The organism is Lysobacter sp. ISL-50 (genome assembly GCF_018612875.1).
Taxonomy (GTDB): Bacteria; Pseudomonadota; Gammaproteobacteria; order Xanthomonadales; family Xanthomonadaceae; genus Lysobacter.
In genome coordinates this window covers 23,903-43,983 of record NZ_JAGGRI010000037.1, presented here as the reverse complement: position 1 = coordinate 43,983, position 20,081 = coordinate 23,903, and the positions used below count along the sequence as shown (strand labels likewise).

At 69.0% G+C, this 20,081-nt stretch carries 16 protein-coding genes; 9 read left to right on the top strand and 7 right to left on the bottom strand.

Translation table 11 applies throughout. From position 1 onward, the window contains the following. Nucleotides 1–125: 125 nt before the first annotated feature. Entirely contained in the window at nt 126–1,343 is a 1,218-nt protein-coding gene (locus J7J50_RS19525) for a glycosyltransferase (protein ID WP_215055519.1), read from the top strand. Here the strand turns inward: J7J50_RS19525 and J7J50_RS19520 are convergent. Further along, the gene (locus tag J7J50_RS19520; RefSeq protein WP_215055516.1) at nt 1,340–2,743 is read right to left on the bottom strand and encodes an MFS transporter; all 1,404 of its coding nucleotides are present in this window, start codon (nt 2,741–2,743) and stop codon (nt 1,340–1,342) included. The two genes, J7J50_RS19525 and J7J50_RS19520, sit on opposite strands and share 4 nt — an antisense overlap. Nucleotides 2,744–3,048: 305 nt before the next feature. Beyond that, the gene (locus J7J50_RS19515; RefSeq protein WP_215055513.1) at nt 3,049–4,068 is read right to left on the bottom strand and encodes an NADP-dependent oxidoreductase; all 1,020 of its coding nucleotides are present in this window, start codon (nt 4,066–4,068) and stop codon (nt 3,049–3,051) included. A gap of 115 nt (nt 4,069–4,183) precedes the next feature. Between J7J50_RS19515 and soxR the strand changes: the two genes are divergently transcribed. From soxR to J7J50_RS19495, 4 genes are all read left to right on the top strand, one after another. Continuing rightward, nucleotides 4,184–4,669: a redox-sensitive transcriptional activator SoxR gene (gene soxR / locus J7J50_RS19510; protein WP_215055511.1), complete on the top strand. Its 486-nt coding sequence runs from the start codon at nt 4,184–4,186 to the stop codon at nt 4,667–4,669. Between the two features lie 115 nt (nt 4,670–4,784). After that, nucleotides 4,785–5,294, top strand: coding sequence for a DUF1993 domain-containing protein (locus J7J50_RS19505; protein WP_215055509.1), 510 nt, complete (start codon nt 4,785–4,787; stop codon nt 5,292–5,294). Between the two features lie 326 nt (nt 5,295–5,620). Further along, entirely contained in the window at nt 5,621–6,142 is a 522-nt protein-coding gene (locus J7J50_RS19500; RefSeq protein ID WP_215055507.1) for an Ig-like domain-containing protein, read from the top strand. Nucleotides 6,143–6,800: 658 nt separating this feature from the next. Next, nucleotides 6,801–7,091, top strand: a complete 291-nt coding sequence (locus J7J50_RS19495) for a hypothetical protein (RefSeq protein ID WP_215055505.1) — start codon at nt 6,801–6,803, stop codon at nt 7,089–7,091. A gap of 136 nt (nt 7,092–7,227) precedes the next feature. Here the strand turns inward: J7J50_RS19495 and J7J50_RS19490 are convergent, their stop codons facing one another. The 4 genes from J7J50_RS19490 to J7J50_RS19475 all read right to left on the bottom strand — a co-directional run bounded on the left by J7J50_RS19490 (nt 7,228) and on the right by J7J50_RS19475 (nt 9,533). Beyond that, nucleotides 7,228–7,782, bottom strand: coding sequence for a GNAT family N-acetyltransferase (locus J7J50_RS19490; protein WP_215055503.1), 555 nt, complete (start codon nt 7,780–7,782; stop codon nt 7,228–7,230). A 13-nt stretch (nt 7,783–7,795) separates the two neighbouring features. Next, nucleotides 7,796–8,323: a tail fiber protein gene (locus J7J50_RS19485; protein ID WP_215055501.1), complete on the bottom strand. Its 528-nt coding sequence runs from the start codon at nt 8,321–8,323 to the stop codon at nt 7,796–7,798. 69 nt (nt 8,324–8,392) lie between these two features. Beyond that, a complete protein-coding gene (locus J7J50_RS19480) occupies nt 8,393–8,923 on the bottom strand; it encodes a tail fiber protein (RefSeq protein ID WP_215055499.1) in 531 nt (176 codons plus the stop codon). 79 nt (nt 8,924–9,002) lie between these two features. After that, nucleotides 9,003–9,533 carry a tail fiber protein gene (locus tag J7J50_RS19475; RefSeq protein ID WP_215055497.1) on the bottom strand — a complete coding sequence of 177 codons (531 nt, stop codon included), beginning with the start codon at nt 9,531–9,533 and terminating at the stop codon, nt 9,003–9,005. 412 nt (nt 9,534–9,945) lie between these two features. Between J7J50_RS19475 and J7J50_RS19470 the strand changes: the two genes are divergently transcribed. Together J7J50_RS19470 and J7J50_RS19465 are read left to right on the top strand one after the other, a co-directional pair. Further along, the gene (locus tag J7J50_RS19470) at nt 9,946–16,581 is read left to right on the top strand and encodes a putative Ig domain-containing protein (protein WP_215055495.1); all 6,636 of its coding nucleotides are present in this window, start codon (nt 9,946–9,948) and stop codon (nt 16,579–16,581) included. 601 nt (nt 16,582–17,182) lie between these two features. Continuing rightward, the gene (locus J7J50_RS19465; protein WP_215055622.1) at nt 17,183–17,791 is read left to right on the top strand and encodes a hypothetical protein; all 609 of its coding nucleotides are present in this window, start codon (nt 17,183–17,185) and stop codon (nt 17,789–17,791) included. A 200-nt stretch (nt 17,792–17,991) separates the two neighbouring features. On the opposite strand, the gene J7J50_RS19460 is transcribed toward J7J50_RS19465, so the two are convergent. Then, nucleotides 17,992–18,303, bottom strand: a complete 312-nt coding sequence (locus J7J50_RS19460) for an HPF/RaiA family ribosome-associated protein (RefSeq protein ID WP_215055493.1) — start codon at nt 18,301–18,303, stop codon at nt 17,992–17,994. Nucleotides 18,304–18,521: 218 nt separating this feature from the next. Here J7J50_RS19460 and J7J50_RS19455 point away from each other — a divergent pair, with 218 nt between their 5' ends. Then, nucleotides 18,522–19,262 (top strand): sulfurtransferase, encoded by a 741-nt coding sequence (locus tag J7J50_RS19455; RefSeq protein WP_215055491.1) that lies wholly within the window; start codon nt 18,522–18,524, stop codon nt 19,260–19,262. Between the two features lie 173 nt (nt 19,263–19,435). After that, the gene (locus J7J50_RS19450) at nt 19,436–20,065 is read left to right on the top strand and encodes a hypothetical protein (RefSeq protein ID WP_215055489.1); all 630 of its coding nucleotides are present in this window, start codon (nt 19,436–19,438) and stop codon (nt 20,063–20,065) included. Nucleotides 20,066–20,081 lie beyond the last annotated feature (16 nt).

Here is a 20,081-nt window from a genome sequence, read left to right as displayed (position 1 = left end):
AGAGGGGCTAGAAACACAGTATTCGGCATCTGCGAGGCCCCTCTCCCGCTTGCGGGAGAGGGGTTGGGGTGAGGGGCCGCAGGCCCAGACACAAATCGGTCACGCCCCGGGCCTAGGCTGGCCGGATGAACATCCTGATGCTGTCGGACGTGTACTTCCCTCGGGTCAACGGCGTTTCGACCTCGATCCGCACTTTCGCCCAGTCGCTGGCGCGCATGGGGCATTCGGTGACCCTGGTGGCGCCGGACTACGGGCCCGGCAGCGGCCAGGAACTGCACGACAGCGGCGAGTTCGAGATCATCCGCCTCGATTCGCGGGTGATCTTCTTCGATCCGGAAGACCGCCTGATCCGCGCGCCGGAGCTGCGCCGGGTGCTGCCGCAGCTGACCTCGCGGCATTGGGACGTCATCCACATCCACACCCCGTTCCGCGCCCATCGCCTGGGCGTGCAGCTGGCCGAGCTGAGCGGACGGCCGACGGTGGAGACGTATCACACCTATTTCGAGGAATACATCGGCCACTACCTGCCGTGGGCGCCGGTGGCGCTGTTGCGGCTGGTGGCGCGGCGGCTGTCGCGGTTCCTGTGTCACGGCGTGGATCATCTGATCGTGCCGACCGCGCAGATGGTCGAGGTGTTGAACCGCTACGGCATCACCACGCCTTCGACCGTGCTGCCGACCGGCATCGACCTGAGCGAGTTCGCGCAGGGCGACGGCGCGCGCTTCCGCGCCGAGCACGGCATCGATGCGTCGCGGCCGACCCTGGTCACGGTCAGCCGCCTGGCGGTGGAAAAGAACATCGCCTTCCTGCTGCAGGTCGCCAAGCGCCTGCTCGCGGATTTTCCCGAGCTGATGTTCATCATCGCCGGCGAAGGCCCGGACGCCGAGCGCCTCAAGCGTCTGTCGAAGGATTACGGCCTGGAGCGCAACGTGCGTTTCTTCGGCAATCTCGACCGGCGCACGACCTTGCTCGACGCCTATCGCGCCGGCGATGCGTTCGTGTTCGCCTCGCCGACCGAAACGCAGGGATTGGTGCTGATCGAAGCGATGGCGCTGGGCGTGCCGATCGTATCGACCGCGGTCATGGGCACCGCGACGGTGCTGCGCGACGCGCACAGCGCGGTGATCAGCGAAGAGGACATCGAAGCCTTCGCCGGCCACGTGACCCGGGTGCTGCGTTCGCCGCAGTTGCGTGCGCAGTTGTCCGCGGCCGGGCCGGTCGATGCCGGCGGCTGGAGCACGCAGGGGCTGATGGAGCAGGTGGTGGCTTTGTATCAGCGTCTGGCGCAGGCCGCGCCGCAACGCGCGCTGGCCTCGCCGCAGGCGACCCAGACCGCGCCCTAGGCGCGCGGCCTGACCCGCGCCGCCAGCATCCATCCCGACAGCGCCAAGGTCATGGCGATGGCGAATCCGCACACGTAGGCCATCGTGTGCGAGCGGCTCAGCAAGGCGGCGAACAGCGAGCCGCCGATCGCCAGCGCGGTGGCGGTGTAGATGGCGTCGCCCAGATGCAGCGCCGAGGAATTGACGCCCTGCCGCTCCGGCGGCGACAGCTCCAGCATCAGCACGGACAAGGTCGGATAGAACAATCCCATGCCCAGGCCGGCGAGAATCCAGCCGGCGATGCCGAGCGCCAGCGGCGTCTGCGGCGCGATCAGCGTGGCGACCGCGCCGATGCCGAGCGCGACCATCGCCATGCCGGCCTGCAGGAACCGCTGCGGCTTGCGCGCATCGGTGGTGCGGCCGCGGAACCACGCGCCGCACGACCAGCCCACCGCGCCCAGGGTCAGCACCAGGCCGCTCCAGGTCGGCGACAGCGCGCGTTCCTGCGACAGCAGCAAGGGGATGTAGGCCTCGGTCAGGAAGAACGCGCCCGAGCCGATGCCGCGCAGCGTGACCACGGTCGGCAGCCCGCGCGCGGCGCGCAGGGTGCCGCTGGGCAACAGCCGCGACGCGGCCAGGGCCAGCGCGGCGGTGGCCGGCAGCAGCCACAGCGGCGCCGTCCAGCCGCGCTGTTGCCCGCCGTAGTGCAGGGCCAGCAGGCTGGCGGTGGTCAGCAGCGCCCACAGCAGGCGCGTGGATTGTTCGCCGTTGGACGGCCCGCCGCCGGCCGCGGCCGACGGGCCCAGTCCGCGCAGCGCCGGCAACACCAGCGTCGCGGCGAGCGCGGCGGCGATCGGCACCGACAGGAACACCCAGCGCCAGCCGGCGTGTTCGACGATGGCGCCGCTGATCGCCGGGCCGACTACCGCCGGGACCACCCAGGCGGCGGCGAAGGCGGCGAAAATCTTCGTCCGCAACTGCGATGGATAAACCCGTCCGACCACGACGTACAGCGCGACCGAAATCAATCCGCCGCCGAAGCCCTGGACCACGCGGCCGGCGATCAACCAGCCCATCGACGGCGCCAGCCCGGCGGCGATCAAACCCACCGCGAACCAGGCGATGCCGTGGCCCAGCGGCGCGGACGGCCCGCGCGCGTCGGCCCAGCGGCCGGCGGCGACCATGCCGATCACGCTCGCGGCCAGGGTGCCGCCGAAAGCCAGCGCGTACAGCGGCAGGCCGTTGAGCGCGCGCGCGACGGTGGGCATGGCGGTGGTGATGGCCAGCGCTTCGAACGCGACCAGCGCGACCAGGGCGACCGCGCCGGTGGTCAGGCTGCGGTAACGCGGCGCGAACAGGCTGGTGTGTTCGGTTGCGTCCGTGTTCGCGCTGTCCGGCGCGGTGTCGGTGGCTGCATTCATTGCGAAGTCTTGTGTCGCTGGGGCTTCGGGCCGTGTGTCGTCGGGGCCGCGAGCGTCGGCTTGGGTCATCGGATCGCGCGGCCGTGGCGAAGCAGGGGCGTCATCATCGCGGATCGGCGATGGCGGCGTCGCATGCGTGCGATTCGCTGCCCCAGGCGCTCCAGCCGCGACCGGACCGCTCCGCAGCGCCAGCGTGCTTTCGTCGGGTGTCGGGGCTGGAGCGCCTGGGGCAGCGGACTGCGCGGTTGTTTCGGTCTGGCCGGCGGACGCGTCGAGCGGCCGCGCGCGATCGAACGCATCGGCGTTCACGCGCTCAACCTCAGCGACGGCAGCGGCATGGCCTCGTAGACCATCAGCACCACTTTGCCGCGCGCCGGGCCGCGTTCGACCGCGCGATGGGCTTCGGCGGCGCGGGTCAGCGGAAACATTTCGCGCACGTGCACCAGCAGGCCGTGACGTTCGTGCAGGCTCGCCAGTTCGGCCAGGCGCTCGCGGCTGCGCTGGCTGTGCACGGTCCGCAGGCCCAGGCGACGGGTCTGTTCGGTATCGCACAGGGTGGCGATGCGCGCCGCGTCCGCGCCCAAGCCGATCCAATCGGCAAACTTTGCTTCGCCGCAAGCGTCGAACACCGCATCGGCGCCGCGCGGCGCCAACGCGCGCGCCTGCGCGATGCCGGCGTCGTCGTCGCCCACCGGATGCGCGCCGAGCGAGCGCAGGTAATCGTGATCGGCCGCGGCGGCGCTGGCGATCACCCGCGCGCCCCAGATCCGCGCGAGTTGCACGGCGACGCTGCCGATGCCGCTGGCGGCGCCGTGGATCAACACCGTGTCGCCCGCGCCGACCCGCAACTCGCGCAAGGCGGCGTGCGCGCTCTGGCCGGTGGAGGGCAGGGCGCCGGCCACGGCCCAGGACATCGTCAACGGTTTGCGCACCACCTGCGCGACCGGCACGGTCAAGGCTTCGGCATAACTCATCGCCGCGGCCCAGCCCATGACCTCGTCGCCGAGGGCGACGTCGCGCACGCCTTCGCCGAGCTGATCGACGACGCCGGCGAATTCGTTGCCGAGGCGGCGCGGAAACGCGGTCGGCGCATCGTTGCGCCCAATGTCGTTCGCGCCCGGGCCGCGGCGCAGGGCGATATCGCCGGGACGCACGCCGGCGGCGCGCACGCGCACCCGGATTTCGCCCGGACCGGCCTGCGGCATGGGCAGATCGATCGCGCGCAGCACATCGGCCGGGCCGTAGCGGTCGAATACCACCGCCTTGACTCGCGGCGGCGCGGGCGCGGTGTGGGACGCGCGCGGCTCAGCGTGGTGGAGGGCCATGACTTGACGCCGTGAGGGGATGGCGGCCAGGATAGAACCTCAATGTAGCTTGAGGTCAAGCGCCAATGTGCCGCACCTTCAATCCGCATCCGCCTTATGCCGGGAGCGCGCGCCGATGAGCATCACCGCAGAACTCAGCGTAGGCCAGGTCGCGGAACGTTCCGGCGTGGCGGTGTCGGCCCTGCATTTCTACGAAGCCAAGGGGCTGATCCACAGCCTGCGCACCGCCGGCAACCAGCGGCGCTACGGCCGCGACACCTTGCGCCGCATCGCGATCATCCGCGTCGCCCAGCGCGTGGGCATGCCGCTGGCGACGATCCGCGAAGCGCTCGACACCTTGCCCGACTCGCGCGTGCCTTCGCGCGCGGACTGGGCGCGGCTGTCGGCGTCGTGGAAAGACGAACTCGAACAACGCATCGCCAACCTCAGCCTGATGCGCGACACCCTGGACCAATGCATCGGCTGCGGCTGCCTGTCGCTGGATCGTTGCCGCCTGGCCAATCCCGACGACACCTGGGGCGACCAGGGCGCCGGCGCGCAGCGCTGGGCGGCGGCATTGAAGCAGGCCAGGCCGCGGCGGGGCGCGAAGAAGGCGCAGTGAACCCGGTGGCGACGGCGCGCGCGGCGAGGTCGTTGGTCTTGCGAAGACGGGCGTTTCGTCTGCGACCGCGCGCCGCGTCGTACCATGGGCGCTTCCCTCCGCTGACGATGTCGCCATGACCCTTTCGATTCACTCCGCCTGCGTTCCGGTGTTCAAGCAACTGCTCGGCAGCCTGAGCGAGATCCTCGCCCGCACGCAGGCCCACGCCGGCGAGCGCAAGATCGATCCGGACGCCTACCTGCAGGCGCGCCTGTTCCCGGACATGTTCCCGTTGCTGCGCCAAGTGCAGATCGCATGCGATTTCGCCAAGGGCGTCAGCGCGCGCCTGGCCGATGTCGATGTGCCGGTGTACGACGACAGCGAGCGCAGCTTCGCCGAGTTGCAGGCGCTGATCGCCAAGACCCAGGCCTTCATCGACGGCCTGGAACCGGCCTTGTTCGAAGGCGCGCAGGATCGCGAAATCGTGCTGCGCCCGGGCACGCCGAAGGAACGCCGCTTCGGCGGCCAGGACTATCTGATCCATTACGGCCTGCCGCAGTTCTTCTTCCACGTCACCACCGCTTACGCGATCCTGCGCGGCAACGGCGTGGAGATCGGCAAGCGCGATTTCATGGGCAAGTACTGAGCCTCGCCGCGTTCTCGACGCGATGCGTCGAGGCATTGCGATCGTGTCGCCAAAAAGCCCGCTTCGGCGGGCTTTTTCGTGGGCGCGAGAAAGCTTCCCAGCGGCGTTTTCTTCGCCCTGAAATCGGCCTGTTCGAAGACGATTTTTTCGATCGCCGTCGCCCCTGATCTCGGCCTGTGCGACACCTTGCTGCGATCATGTTTTCCCGTTGACGACAGGACGTCGCAAGCGGGTCCGGACCCTCTCAGGACCTCGACCGCGGAGCGGTCGGCGCAAGGACGCGCGGTCCGGAATCCCCCATCCGTTGCAACCCAGAAGGAGTTGGCATGCCGTACAAGAGTATCCAGGGGCCCTTCGTACTGAGTCTGGCGCTCGCCGCGCTGGTCGCCGGTGCGTCCGGTGCCCCGCAGTCGGACGATGTTCGCAAGCAAGCGGCGCAGCCGCTGCGATCGCAAGCCGCCGATACCGCCTCGCACGTCTCGCGCGATGGCGGCATCGACACCGCGTTGGCGCCGATCGAGCGCGATCTCGCGCGTCTGCGCCGTTACGAGCCGCTGGCCGCGTCGGATCTGGTCACCAACAGCGTCGATGGCGCCGATTCGACCATCGCCCTGCGCGGTTCGATCGGCAACGGCGATGCGCTGAGCTACAGCCTGGCGGTGGCGCCGCGCCATGGCCGGGTCACGATCGAGAACGGTCGCGCCACTTATCGGCCCGATCCGGACTTCGTCGGCGTCGACACCTATACCTATCGCGTGCATGCCGGCCAGGACAGCGCCGAAGCGGTGGTTGCGGTGACTTCGATCCGCGAACGCAGCCTGCCGGCGACGGCAGCCGCGGCCTTGTAACGGCCGCTCACCTTGCCGCCGCCGCGCGCACCGCGGCGGCGCTACCGGTACCCCTCGGAAAGGGGTAGGGGACGGCTTCGGGCGCTGGGCGCGCGAGCCGATACGCAGTGTTTCGGACCGGTCCGCGCGATGCGCGGCCGTTTCGCCGGCCCTCTCGTCGTGGTGATGGCCGGGCCGATCATGCCGGCGCGTCAGCCGCGGATCGGGACGAGGATTGCGCGATCCCCGGTGTCGGCCGGTCCGCGGCGTTCGCAGGTCTTCCGCCTGCGGCGTCGCGGCCCGGTACGGACCGAAACCGGCGGGCACGGCCCGTTCGGAGAGATTCGAGTCAGGACGCCTTTCATCTCCTCGTCAGTGATGAAAGTCGGAGCGGGCAGGGACGCCCGCATGTCGGCGGCTCCGGTCGCCGCCGGCCGCACTGGGCTTGCGGCGCGGCGGCCGGAGCCGGGGCGGTGCGATGCCCGCCGCCGGCATGTTCGCGATGAACCCTCCCGCGGCGAACGAATGCGCGTCGCCATCGCGCGTATGCGCGCACAGGCGCCCAGCGTGCGGCAAGCGACGGCGGATTGGCCGAATCCATCGCAGATTCACGCCGGGGGCTTGCATCTTGCCGCCGGCGCGACGACGATGCGGCCTCGGCTTGGGGAGGCCCTGAACGATGGAATTGCTGACGCTGGAACACTTCGCCGGGCATGTGAACGAGACCTACTCGGCGCAACTCAACGACAGCGAGGTGCCGTTCGTGCTGGTCGAGGCGCGCGCGCTGAGCACGCGGCCGCAGCAGGCCGCGCGAGCGCCGTTCTCGCTGCTGTTCCGCAATGCTTCGGCGTTTCTGTTTCCGCAGCAGACCTATGTGATGCGCCACGATTCGATCGGCGAGGTCGGCATTTTCCTGGTGCCGGTCGCGCGCGAACGCGACGGTTTTCTTTACCAGGCGATCTTCAACTGAGAGCGGATCGGGCCGATCGGCGGATCGGCTTGTTCGCGGGGTTTCATCGATGACCACCGCGTGCGCGGATCCAGGCGCGCAATCGTCTCGCGCGCGGCCGCGGCCACGCCTTGCCGGCGATCGATCGCCGGCGTACTCAACGCATATCCGATTCCCAGCGCATCAACGCATGCGTCGGCATCGCGTCCACGACCACGAAGCCCAGCCGTTCGTACAGACGCCGCGCGCCATGGTTGCCGTGTTCCACATGCAGGCGCATGCCGCGTCCCAGCGCGCGCGCCTCGTCCTGCGCCCATACGATCAGCGCCGCGCCGATGCCGCTGCCGCGCGCGGATTCGTCCAGGCTGATATCGACCAGCAGATGCTCCGGCGCGGTGCGTTGCAGATAGATTCGGCCCACCGCCGTGCTTTCGCGTTCCACCACCATGAAATCCGCGCGTTCGTAATAACGCACGTAATGCAGGTGCTGCATCGTGAACTGCTGATCGAGGAAGGCCTGCAAGGCTTGCGGCGGCCAGCCCATCGGTGCGAATTCGTCGGCACGCTGCGCGCGATACAGGGCGCGCAGCCAATCGATGTCGTGCGCCCGCGCCGAGCGCAGGCCGATCCCGCGTCCGCTCAGGGACGCGGGAAGCTCGAAGTCGTCGCCGCGGGCGTCGGGAAACGCGAGCGGCGGCGGGGGGGACTTCAAGGCGTGCACAGGCTCAGCCGAACGCCGGGAAGATGCCCTGCAGCGCGATGCAGAAATTCATCGCGAGGTAGGGCTGTCGGTTCTCGTGCGGCTGGCTGCTGCCGGTGGGCAGGATCGTCGTCGGCGAGAACGACGTGTTCGGCGTGCCCGTGGCGAAGGCGAAGCTCGCCGGCGTTCCCAGGCTGTTGCCCGAACTCGGCGAGCCGGCGCGCTTGCCGGTGTCGTTCTGGCCGTAGAGCTGGACGATGTGGGTGTGCGCCGGCATTTCGTTGGTGGTCAGGGTGACGCTGTTGGAGCCGAAAGTCTCGCCCATCGAGCGATCCGTCAAGCCCGGGCCCTGGCCTTGTTCGCAGCCGGCGCGGTTGACGAAGTTCGGCAACTGGAACGTGGTCTGGCCGTTGCCGCCGTACTGGGTGCCGAGCAGCGCGAACAAGGCGGTGTTCTGCTGGATCGGCAGGGTTTGGCCGGCGCAGGCGGCCCAGCCGCGCGGGGCGAAGTTGAAACCGAAGATCTGTACCTGGCCGATGAAGGGCTCAGTCATGGGTGTGTCCTCTTGAATCGGGTCTGGGCCGCGCGCGTGGCGCGCTGGCCTGGGACCGGGCGAATGGGATCAGGACTGCGACGGGAAGATGCCGGCCCAGGCGATGCAGTACTGCACCGTCAGCGTGGGCATCGTGTTGCCGTGCGGCTGGTTGTTGCCGGCCGAGCTTATGCAGTTGGCCGCCATCGGAATCGGGTCCAACCCGGTAATGTCGGTGACGTACATGGTGTCGCCGCTCAACGCGCCCAGTTGCAGATTCGGCGCCGGTGCGTTGGCGGTGGCCGCGCTGGTGGTCGCCAACAGCGTGTGGGTGTGCGACGGCATCTGATTGCCGATCAGGGTCACCGACTCGCTGCCCGACCTCTGGCCGATGACGTAGTTGCTCAGGCCGGGGCCAGTGCCCTGGTGGATCGGCACGCGGCCTCGCAGGTCGGGCAAGTTGAAAGTGGTTTGGCCGTCGCCGCCGTAAGTGGTGCCGATGAGGGTGAACAGCACCTCTTGCTCGGCGATGGATACCGCGGCGCCGTTGCAGGCAAACCAGCCGGTCGGCGTGCGGCCGAAAGCGAATAGGCGGATTTCTCCGACGAAGGGTTGGCTCATGAGATGAACTCCGTAAACAGTGGATCGTGCAAGTGGATCGCGGTCGGCGCGGACGCGGTTGCGCGTCGATGGCGTGGCGTCAGTTGCGCGACGGATAGATGCCTTGCAACGCGATACAGAAGTTGATCGTCAGATACGGCTGGATGTTGGAATGCGGCTGGGTGTTGCCGGCCGGCGCGAGCGTGTTCTGACCCAGCGGGACCTGCGGGCCGCCGATGTTGGCGTAGATCGCGGAGGTGTCGTTGCCGTATAGCGCATCGCGCGGGCTGCGGGTGGTCGCCGCGGCGGTGATGCCGGACATGAGGTGGTTGTGGGTCGGCAACTGCGGCGTCAGCAGGGTGACGTTCTCCACGCCGCCGGCTTCGCCGATGTTGTACGGCGACGGGTTCCAGCCGCCGTCGGCCGACTGGCCGGAGCCCACCGGCGTGCGGCTTTGCATGTTGGGCAGCGCGAAGTTGGTCGTGCCATTGCCGCCGTACTGGGTGCCCAGCAGCGAGAACAGGGCCTGGTTTTGCGCGATGGACAACAGTTGGCCGTTGCAGGTCGCGAATCCCTTGGGCGCGAACGCAAAGCCGACTGTGATGATTTGTCCTACGAATACTTCTGTCATCTCTTCCCCCAGAGAATGGTTCCGGGCGCCGTGCGCGCTTGCGGACGAAAATCCCGGGCCACCGCTCGGCCCCTCCGCGCACGGCGGGTGGGGCCGGTCCGATCGGCTCGGGCATGGCGCAGCGGGCGCCATGACCTTGCTTAACGCAATGTCGCGACAAAGGCGGCCGGTTTTGTGATCGAACTGCGTATTTGGTCATGAAAGGGGCGTGCCAGGAGCTGTGGGCGCGCGGACGAACGACTTATCCAGACAGCGGGAACGTCGGCAGGACACGCCTAGAAGGCGGTTTTGCCGACCTCAGGGGATCACAGCCATGCAGCAGCAGTCAGCGCGTCATTCGGGCGTTTCGTTGGCCCGTCCGGCCGTCTCGTCCGGGCCGGACCGGTTCGCACTACGTTGGATCGGGTCGGCCATGCGCCGGTTCGCGCTGTTGCTGATCTGCCTCGGCCTGACCGCCTGGTCCAGCGGCGCCTGGGCGGCGCCTTCGGTCTTTTGCGGGCCGTTCAATATCAGCGTGACCAACAACGGCGCGCACATCATCGACGCCAGCGCCTGCGACGGCCCGGACAACCTGGGCATCGGCGGCGTCGGCGCGCCGGGCTATGTTCCGCCTTCGCACGGCATCGTCACCATCTCGCAGTTCAGTCCGCAGACCGTCACCTATACCCACAACGGCGACAGCGCGACCAGCGACAGTTTCGTCTTCAACGACGGCACCGGCGGCACGGTCAACGTCAACGTGACCATCGCGCCGTCGGCGAGCCCGATCGTGGTGTCGCCGGCGTCGATCGCGCCCGCGCTGGGCCTGCCCTTCAGCCAGGCGCTGAGCGCCACCGGCGGCGTCGAGCCGTACGTGTTCAACCTCAGCGTCGGCACGCTGCCGACCGGCATGACCTTCAGCGGCGGCGCCTTCAACGGCACCCCGACCCGGCGCGGCAGCTTCACGGTCAACATCGGCGTGACCGATTCGACCGCGCCGACGCCGCTGACCACCACCAAGTCCTACACCTTCATCATTCCCAACACGCCGCCGGCGATCGGCCCGGCGGCGTTGCCGACGCCGGCGCGCACGGTGGCGTACTCGACCACGCTCACCAGCAGCGGCGCCGTGGCGCCGTACACCTACACCCTGGAAGCCGTGCCCGGCCCGCTTCCGCCCGGATTGAGCCTGAGCTCGGGCGGCGTGATCAGCGGAACGCCGACGGTCTCGGGCACGTACACATTCCGGGTCAAGTCGAAGGACAGCAGCACGGCCAACGACGGCTCGGATAATTTCGGACTCAAGGACTACACGGTCACGGTCATCGAACCGCCGACCATCGTGGTCAATCCGGCCACCATCGCGGGCGCCACCGTCGGCGTCGCCTACAGCCAGACCTTCACCGGCAGCGGCGGCACCGCGCCGTATACGTTCGCGATTTCCGCCGGCGCGCTGCCGGCCGGACTCACGCTCAACACCACCACCGGCGCCCTGACCGGCACGCCGACCGCGGCGGGCACGTTCAACTTCACCGTGCGCGCCACCGACAGCGCCAACTTCTCCGGTACCCGCGCCTATACCTTGGCGGTCGCTGCGCCGACCATCGTGATCGCGCCGACGACCTTGACCGGCGGCACGGTCGCCGCGGCCTACAGCCAGACCATCACCGCCAGCGGCGGCATCGGGCCGTACACCTTCGCGATCAGCGCCGGTGCGTTGCCGGCCGGGCTGAGCCTGGGCAGCGGCGGCGTCCTGAGCGGCACGCCCACCGCGGGCGGCACCTTCAACTTCACCGTCACCGCGACCGGCACCAGCACCGGCACCGGCGCGCCGCATACCGGTTCGCGCGCCTACAGTCTGGTCATCGCTGCGCCGACGGTCGTTCTGCCGGCGACCACGCTGGCCAATGCGACCCAGGATCAGGCCTACAGCGCGACCTTGAACGCCGCCAGCGGCGGCACCGCGCCGTACACCTACGCGGTCACCGTCGGCTCGCTGCCGGCGGGCATCAGCCTGAGCAGCGCCGGCGCCCTGTCGGGCACGCCGACCTTGGCCGGCACGTACAACTTCAGCGTCACCGCCACCGACAGCAGCACCGGCAGCGGGCCTTACAGCTCGGCGCCGCGCGGCTACTCGCTGCAGGTGACCAACATTCCGCCGGTGGCCAATCCGGTCACGCAGTCGGTGAACTACAACGCCGGCCCCACCGCGATCGCGCTGAACACCAGCGGCGGCGGCGTCGCCACCTCGGTGGCGATCGGCACCGCGCCGGCGCACGGCACGGCGATCGCGTCGGGTCTGGCAATCACTTACCAGCCCACCGCGGGCTATGCCGGTCCGGATACCTTCACCTACACCGCGACCAACAGCGCCGGGACCTCGGCGCCGGCCACGGTCACGATCAACGTGCAGCCCCCGGGCATCACGGTGACCGCGTCGGGTCCGTTGACCACCCAGGTCGGCACCGCCTACACCCAGACCTTCACCTGGAACGGCGGCGCGCAGCCGTTCACCGGCTACACCGTGACCGGCCTGCCGGCCGGCTTGAGCATCACCGGCAACACCGCCAACAGCGTCACCGTCAGCGGCACGCCGAGCGCGGCGGGCAGCTTCACGCTCAACGCCAGCGCGACCGACAGCAGCACCGGCAGCGGTCCGTTCACCACCGCCCAGGCCTTCGCCCTGACGGTGAGCGCGCCGACGCTGAGCATGACGCCGGCCGCGGGCACCTTGAGCGCGACTTACGGCGCGGCCTACAGCCAGGCCTTCGTCGCCAGCGGCGGTACGCCGACTTACGCCTACACCGTTTCGGCGGGCGCGCTGCCGGCCGGCCTGAGCCTGGCCGGCGCCACCGGCCTGTTGTCGGGTACGCCGACCGTGACCGGCCTGTTCACCTTCTCGGTGCGCGCGACCGACAGCTCCACCGGCGCCGGCGCACCGTTCTCGCGCACGCAGAACTACGTGTTGCAGGTGGCCGCGCCGACCATCGTGATCGCGCCGCCGACCTTGCCGGGCGCGCAGATCGCCGCGAGCTACAGCGAAGCGTTGAGCGCGAGCGGCGGTATCGCTCCGTATGCCTACACGATCACCGCCGGCGCCTTGCCGACCGGCGTGAGCCTGAGCAGCGCGGGCACGATCAGCGGCACGCCGACCGCGGGCGGCACCTTCAACTTCACCGTCACCGCGACCGATGCGCACAGCCAGAGCGGTTCGCGCGCCTATACGGTGGTCGTGGCCGCGGCGACGATCGTCGTCACGCCGGCCGCGCTGCCCGACGGCGGCGTCGCGCAGGCGTACAGCCAGGCGCTGACCGCGTCGGGCGGCACGCCGGGCTACAGCTTCGCGCTCAGCGCCGGCGCCTTGCCGGCCGGTGTGAGCCTGAGCAGCACTGGCACGATCAGCGGCACGCCCAGCGCGGGCGGCACCTTCAACTTCACCGTCACCGCGACCGACAGCAGCACCGGCAGCGGCCCGTACACCGGTTCGCGCGCTTACACGCTGACCATCGGCGCCTCGACCATCGTGTTGCCGCCGACATCGCTGGCGAACGCGACCGTGGCCTCGGCCTACAGCGCCAGCCTCAATCCGGCCACCGGCGGCACCTCGCCGTATTCGTACGCGCCGGCTTCGGGCAGCTTGCCCGCGGGCATCAGCTTCAGCAGCGCCGGTCAGCTGTCCGGCACGCCGAGCGCGCCGGGCACCTTCAACTTCACCGTCGTCGCCACCGACAGCAGCACCGGCACCGGTCCTTACAGCTCGGCGCCGCAGAGCTACACCCTGGTGGTCAACGACATCGTGCCGGTCGCCAATCCGCTGACGCCGCCGCCGGTCGCTTACGACAGCCCGCCGGTGTCCTTCGCCGCGAGCACCAGCGGCGGCATCGCGGCTTCGATCGCGATCGCGGCGCCACCCGCGCACGGCACCGCCAGCGTCAGCGGCTTGAACATCGTCTATCAGCCCAACCCGGGCTATGCCGGACCCGATCCGTTCACCTACACCGCCAGCAACAGCGTCGGCACCTCGGCTCCGGCCGCGGTGAACGTCACCGTGGCCAGTCCGATCATTTCGGTGACTGCGTCGGACCCGCTGACCACGCAGGTCGGCGCGGCCTACACCCAGACCTTCACCTGGAATGGCGGCGCGCAGCCGTTCAGCGGTTACAACGTCGCCGGTCTGCCGGCGGGCCTGAGCATCACCGGCAACACCGCCAACAGCGTGACCGTCAGCGGCACGCCGACCGCGGCCGGCTCCTTCCCGCTCAACGCCAGCGCCACCGACAGCAGCACCGGCACCGGCCCGTTCTTCCAGGCGCAGGCCTTCGTGTTGACGGTGAGCGCGCCGACCCTGGCGATGACTCCGGCGCCGGGTAATCTGCCGATGAACTACGGCGTCGCCTCGTCCATCAACTTCGCCGCTTCCGGCGGCACCGCGCCGTACAGCTTCAGCCTGGCCGCCGGCTCCTTGCCGGTCGGCGTGAGCTTCAGCTCGGCCGGCGTGCTCAGCGGTACGCCGACGGTGCCGGGCAACTACAACGTCGCGGTGCGCGTGCTCGATTCGAGCACCGGCACCGGCGCGCCGTTCGCGTTGCAGCAGAACTACACCATCGTGGTCGCGACCCCGGTCATCGCCATCGATCCGCCGACCCTGCCCAACGGCACCGCCGCGGTCGCCTACAGCGCCACCCTGAGCAGCACCGGCGGCGTCGCTCCGTACAGCTACTCGCTGCTCAGCGGCGCGTTACCGGTCGGCATGACCTTCAGTTCGGCCGGCGTGTTCTCCGGCGTGCCGCGCTCGGACGGCAACTTCAGCCTCACCGCGCGCTCCACCGACAGCAACGGCCAGACCGCGTCGAAGGTCTACACCTTCACCATCGACCCGGCGACCGTGGTGATCGCTCCGGCGACGTTGCCGGGCGGGATCGTCGGCGTGGCCTACAACCAGGCGCTGACCAGCAGCGGCGGCATCGCGCCGTACACCTACGCGATCGTCTCGGGCAATCTGCCGATCGGCGTCAGCTTCAGCTCGGCGGGTGTGTTGAGCGGCACGCCGATCACGGCCGGCAGCTACACCGCCAACATCCGCTCCACCGACGATGCCGGTTACAACACCACGGCGCCGTACACCATCGTGATCGCCGACGCGGTTCCGGTGGCGGTGGACGACACCGCGACCACGCCGTCCAACCAGCCGGTCACCGTGAACGTCACCGCCAACGACACCGGCATCATCACCGCCGTCGCGGTGGCCTCGGCGCCGGCGCACGGCACCGCGACCGCCAGCGGCATCAACGTGATCTACACGCCGGCCGCGAACTACTTCGGCAGCGACAGCTTCACCTACACCGCCAGCGGTCCCGGCGGCACCTCGGCGCCGGCCACGGTCAGCATCACCGTGACCGCCTTGCCGGTGCCGGTGGGCCAGCCGCAGAACGTGACCACGCTGCAGACGCAGGCGGTCACCATCGACGCCGCCAACGGCGCCAGCGGCAGTCCGTTCACCCGCGTGACCTTGCTGACGCCGCCGAGCTCGGGCACCGCGGTGGTGCAGGGCACGCAGATCCTCTACACGCCCGCGGCCGATACCGTCGGCGCGATCGCGTTGACCTACACCCTCAACAACGCCTTCGGCCCGTCCGCGCCGATCACCTCGACCATCACCGTCAACGCGGTGCCGGTCGCGCAATCGCGGCGCGTGCGTACCGTGGCCGGCGCGACGATCACCGTCGATCTGACCCTGGGCGCGCGCGGCGGTCCGTTCACCGCGGCCAACCTGGTGTCGCTGACGCCGGCCAACGCCGGCACGGCGACGGTCGGCGCATCCGGTGGCACCTACGAGCTGCGCTATACCTCGGTGATCGGCTACTCCGGCGTCACCGTGGCCAGCTTCACCCTCAACAACGCTTATGCGACCTCGGCGGTGGCGACGATCGAAATCGAAGTCATGCCGCGCAGCGATCCTTCCAAGGACCCGGAAGTGCTGGGCATCCTCAACGCCCAGACCGAGGCGGCGCGCCGCTTCGCCAGCTCGCAGATCGGCAACTTCCAGCAGCGCATGGAAGGCCTGCACGACGGCGGCACGGCGGGCACGCGCTTCGACAACGGCCTGAGTTTCTCGATCGACTCGCGTTGCCGCGACGAAGCGCGGCGCACGCCGGGCAGCGATTGCCGTCAACCGATGCTCGGCGACGAGCGCGCCTCGCTCGAACCCAAGCCGGCGGTGGAAGGCACCGGTCCGCAGTACGGCATCTGGACCGGCGGCACCATCAACAGCGGCAACCGCGACGGTCGCGGCGGCGGCTCGGCCGGGCTGGACTTCGAGACCAGCGGCATCAGCCTGGGCGCGGACTACCGCCTGCGTCGCGACTTCGCCTTCGGCGGCGGCATCGGCTACGGCCGCGACGACACCGATGTCGGCACGCGCGGCAGCCGCAGCAAGGGCGAGAGCTACAGCGCGGTGCTGTACGCCAGCTACCACCCGGGCGAGAGCTTCTATCTCGACGGCTTGCTGGGTTACCAGTGGATGTCGTTCGACTCGCGCCGCCACGTCACCGACACCGGCGGCATGGTCCGCGGCAGCCGCGACGGCAACCAGTGGTTCGCGTCGGTCTCCGCCGGCATGGACTACCAGCGCGATCGCCTGCGCGTGTCGCCCTATGCCCGCGTGGACGTGGCGCGCGCCACCCTCGACGGCTACACCGAGAACGGCGATCCGCAGTACGTGCTGGCTTATCGCGACCAGGATGTCGATACCACCACCACCAGCCTGGGCCTGCGCGTGGATTACCGGTACCCGGTGCGTTGGGGCACGTTCTCGCCGCAGTTGCGCCTGGAATACCAGCACGACTTCCAGGACGACAGCTTCGCGACGATGAGCTATGCCGACATGGTCGGCGGCCCGTTCTACCGTGCGCGCCTGCAGGGTCTGGACCGCAACCGCTTCGTGTTCGGCCTGGGCGCGGTGTTGCAGAGCGAGCGCGACTGGGCGCTGCGGTTGGAGTACCGCGGCTTGTTCGGCAGCGGCAATGACGACGACAACAGCTTCATGATCAACTTCGAGAAGAAGTACTGATCGGCGGTGCTGGTCTGGATCGGAAGGCAGTAGGTAGGTGAAGCGGGCGCGGCCTCAGGGCCGCGCCCGTTTTGTTTTTTGCGCGACGATGGAGCGACGCCCTGTTCCCCCGAAGCCCGTGCTGTTCCCCCCTTTGAAAAAGGGGGCAGGGGGGATTTCGCTTTTTGCTCCAAAAGCAAATCCCCCGGCGCATTCAAGCGTCCTGGTGCTTCGTACAACGCAGGCGCCAGCCCCCTTTTTCAAAGGGGGCGATTTGTCGTCGCGCCGATCCAATCTCCCACCCGAAGCCCGTGCTGTTCCCCCCTTTGAAAAAGGGGGGCAGGGGGGATTCGCTCTTCGCTCCAAAAGCAAATCCCCCGGCGCATTCAAGCGTCCCAACGCTTCGTACAACGCAGGCGCCAGCCCCCTTTTTCAAAGGGGGCGATTTGTCGAAGGGGCGATTGTCGGTGTGCGGTCGCGTTGCGACACGCCAACACAACCGCCACGCCGCGACAACGGCAAAAATGCCAAGATGCCTGCACCCCTTGGCAGCAGCCTCGCCGCTATGTCCGAAACCGCCGCCGCTTCGTCCGATTCCAAAGACCGCCTGCCCGAAACCGCGCTGGCGCAGTTGCCATTGCAGCTGGCGCCCGAGCAGCGCGCCGCGCTCGAAGCCGCCTACGCCACACCGCCGCGCGCTTACCACAACATCGGCCACGTCGCCGAAGTGCTGCGCCATTACGCCGACGTCGCCGCCGGCCCCGGCTGGACGCAGCCGCGCGAGGTCGCGCTGGCGGTGCTGTACCACGATGCCATCTACGAAGCCGGACGCCGAGACAACGAAGCGCGCTCGGCGCTGCTAGCGCGCGAACACATCGCGCGCTGGATGGGCGGCGCCGGCATCGACAGCGACCGCGTCGTCGAACTGATCGAACTCACCGCGCGCCACGGCGCGATCGCGCGCGACGATGTCGACGAACAAACCCGCCTGTTCCTCGACGGCGACATGGCCATCCTCGGCGCCGAGCCGGCGGCGTTCGACGCTTACGACCGCGGCATCGCTTCAGAGTACCGCGGCCACGTGCCGGGGCCGCTGTTCCGGCTCAATCGCCGGCGCTTTCTCAAAGGGCTGCTGAAACGCGAGCGGATCTTCCTCAGCGATTACTACCACCAGCGCTTCGACGCGGCCGCGCGCAACAACTTGCGGCGTTCGATCACGACCAAGCGTTGAGCGCGCGCCGCGCCTGAAAACCAGAACGGCCGCTGCGATGACGCAGCGGCCGTTTGTTGCGATATCTCACCTGATTACCCAGCAGCCTCATCCAGAGCGATCTCTTCCGGACCGGCCGCTTGCGAATAGAACATCGCAGCGCCTCATCCGCCGCGATGAAATGAAAGCGGCGGCGAAGGTCACTGCGACAGGTACCTGACTCAACCCGACAATCGCCCCAGCGAACTGTCCAACACCCGCTGCAACTTGCGCGCCGCGCCGCTGATCGCGCCGCGCATGGTGGCGGCGTCTTCGGTCACGGCCACGGGCGGTCGGCCTTCCAGCCGCGCTTCCATCGCGCAGTGCTTGTCGCCGCCGCCGGCCTTGGGGCCGTTGACGTCGCGCAAATGCACTTCCACCCGCGTGACCTGGTCGCGGAAGCGGCTCAGGCTGTGATCGATCACGCCTTCGACGTGGTGGGTCAGCGATTCGTCGCCGCGCAGGTGATGGTCGGTGTTGAGCTGAATCTTCATGCAAACGCCTCCTTATGGCGCAGATGTCGGGGCGACGCCGGGCCCTTGCCGCGGCGTCTGCGCGGTCCGTCGGCTTTATCAGCCTTCGCGATACGGCCACGCAAAACTTGGGACCGCGGCTGTCGCGGAAGGTTCGCGGCGCGGTTCAGCTTCGGCCCAGCGCGACCGTGTCAGGCTCGCAAAGGCGCCGCCGCCCGGGGGTGCTTTAGAATGGCGGCATGATCGTCAACATCGCCGCCTACCATTTCACCGTCATCGACGATCCGCCGCAGCTCGCCCGGCAATTGCGTGAACAGGCCGAGACCCTGCAACTGCGGGGCACCGCGCTGGTCGCGGGCGAGGGCATCAACCTGTTCCTGGCCGGCCCGGCCGCGGCCATCGAAACCCTGCTCGATGGCCTGCGCGCCGACCCGCGTTTCCAGACGCTGGCGGTGAAGTACAGCCACAGCCAGTCCCAGCCGTTCGCCCGGCTCAAGGTCAAGGTCAAGCGCGAGATCATCGCGTTCCGCCGCGATCAGGCCTCGCCGCTGCAAGAACGCGCGCCGACTGTGACGCCCGGCACACTCGAACGCTGGCTCGACCGCGGCGTCGATGACGACGGCCGCCGCGTCGTGTTGCTGGATACGCGCAATCGCGAAGAGGTCGGCTACGGCAGTTTCGAACACGCGCTGACCCTGCCGATCGACAACTTCACCGAGTTGCCCGAAGCGCTCGCGCCGCACCGCGAAGCCTTGCGCGACGCCACCGTGGTCAGCTTCTGCACCGGCGGAATCCGCTGCGAAAAAGCCGCGTTGTGGCTGCGCGCGGACGGCATGGACAACGTGCTCCAGCTCGACGGCGGCATCCTGGGTTACTTCGAGCGCGTCGGCGGCAAGCACTATCAGGGCCATTGCTTCGTCTTCGACGAACGCGTGGCGCTGGACCCGCAGTTGCGGCCTTTGCGCGACGCGGCCGCCTGATCGGCAATTTTTGCCATTTATTACAAACTATTAACCCGTCCAAACGCGGCCTGCGGTTAGGCTGCGCGTTCGCATCGCGCCGGCGCCCGCGCGCCGGGTCCCCTTCGCGTTGCCGATGGACGCCAGGCCGGTTGCCGTTGCCGGCCGAATTTGAATCGAATTGAGGACCCTCGATGAACCGACGCTCGTTCCCCGCTCTGAGTCTGCTCGCGCTCGCCGTTCTGGCGTTGGCCGCCTGCAGCCAGAGCGCGCCGGTCAACACTGCCGCCCCGCAGGAAACCACCGCCGCTCCGCCGCCGCCGCCGCAGGCCGTGCCCGATCCGGACGCCGATCCGGTCTCGCGCGCCTCGCCGCCGATGCTCACGCCGGTGGCGCTGGGCGTGTTCGAACCCGGCAATCCGGTGGCGCAGGCCACCACCGGCAAGCTGACCATCGACGATCTGGAGCTCAAGGGCGAGAACGGCTCGCTGTACAAGACCGAGCGCGTGGCGATCGTGCGCGGCGGCGACCAGTACTCGGCCGGCCAGACCTATGGCGCGACCATGCAGGTCGAAGCCAGCCAGACGGTGGAACTGCGCCGGGTGATCGAGCAGACGCCGCCGAAGGAAACGCCGGCCAATGCGTTCTGCGGCACTACGCCGACGGGTTTCATCGCGTTGGCCAAAGTCAGCGAACCCACGGGCGATGTGGTCAAGCTGATGGCGCTGCAGGGCGGCGATCTGCCGGCGGCGACGGCGCAGGGCGTGGGCTTGTGCGCGTCGATGTTCTATATGGGCAAGGCGGTGGAGAAGGCGGCGTCGTAAGGCGTTTCGTCGCTGC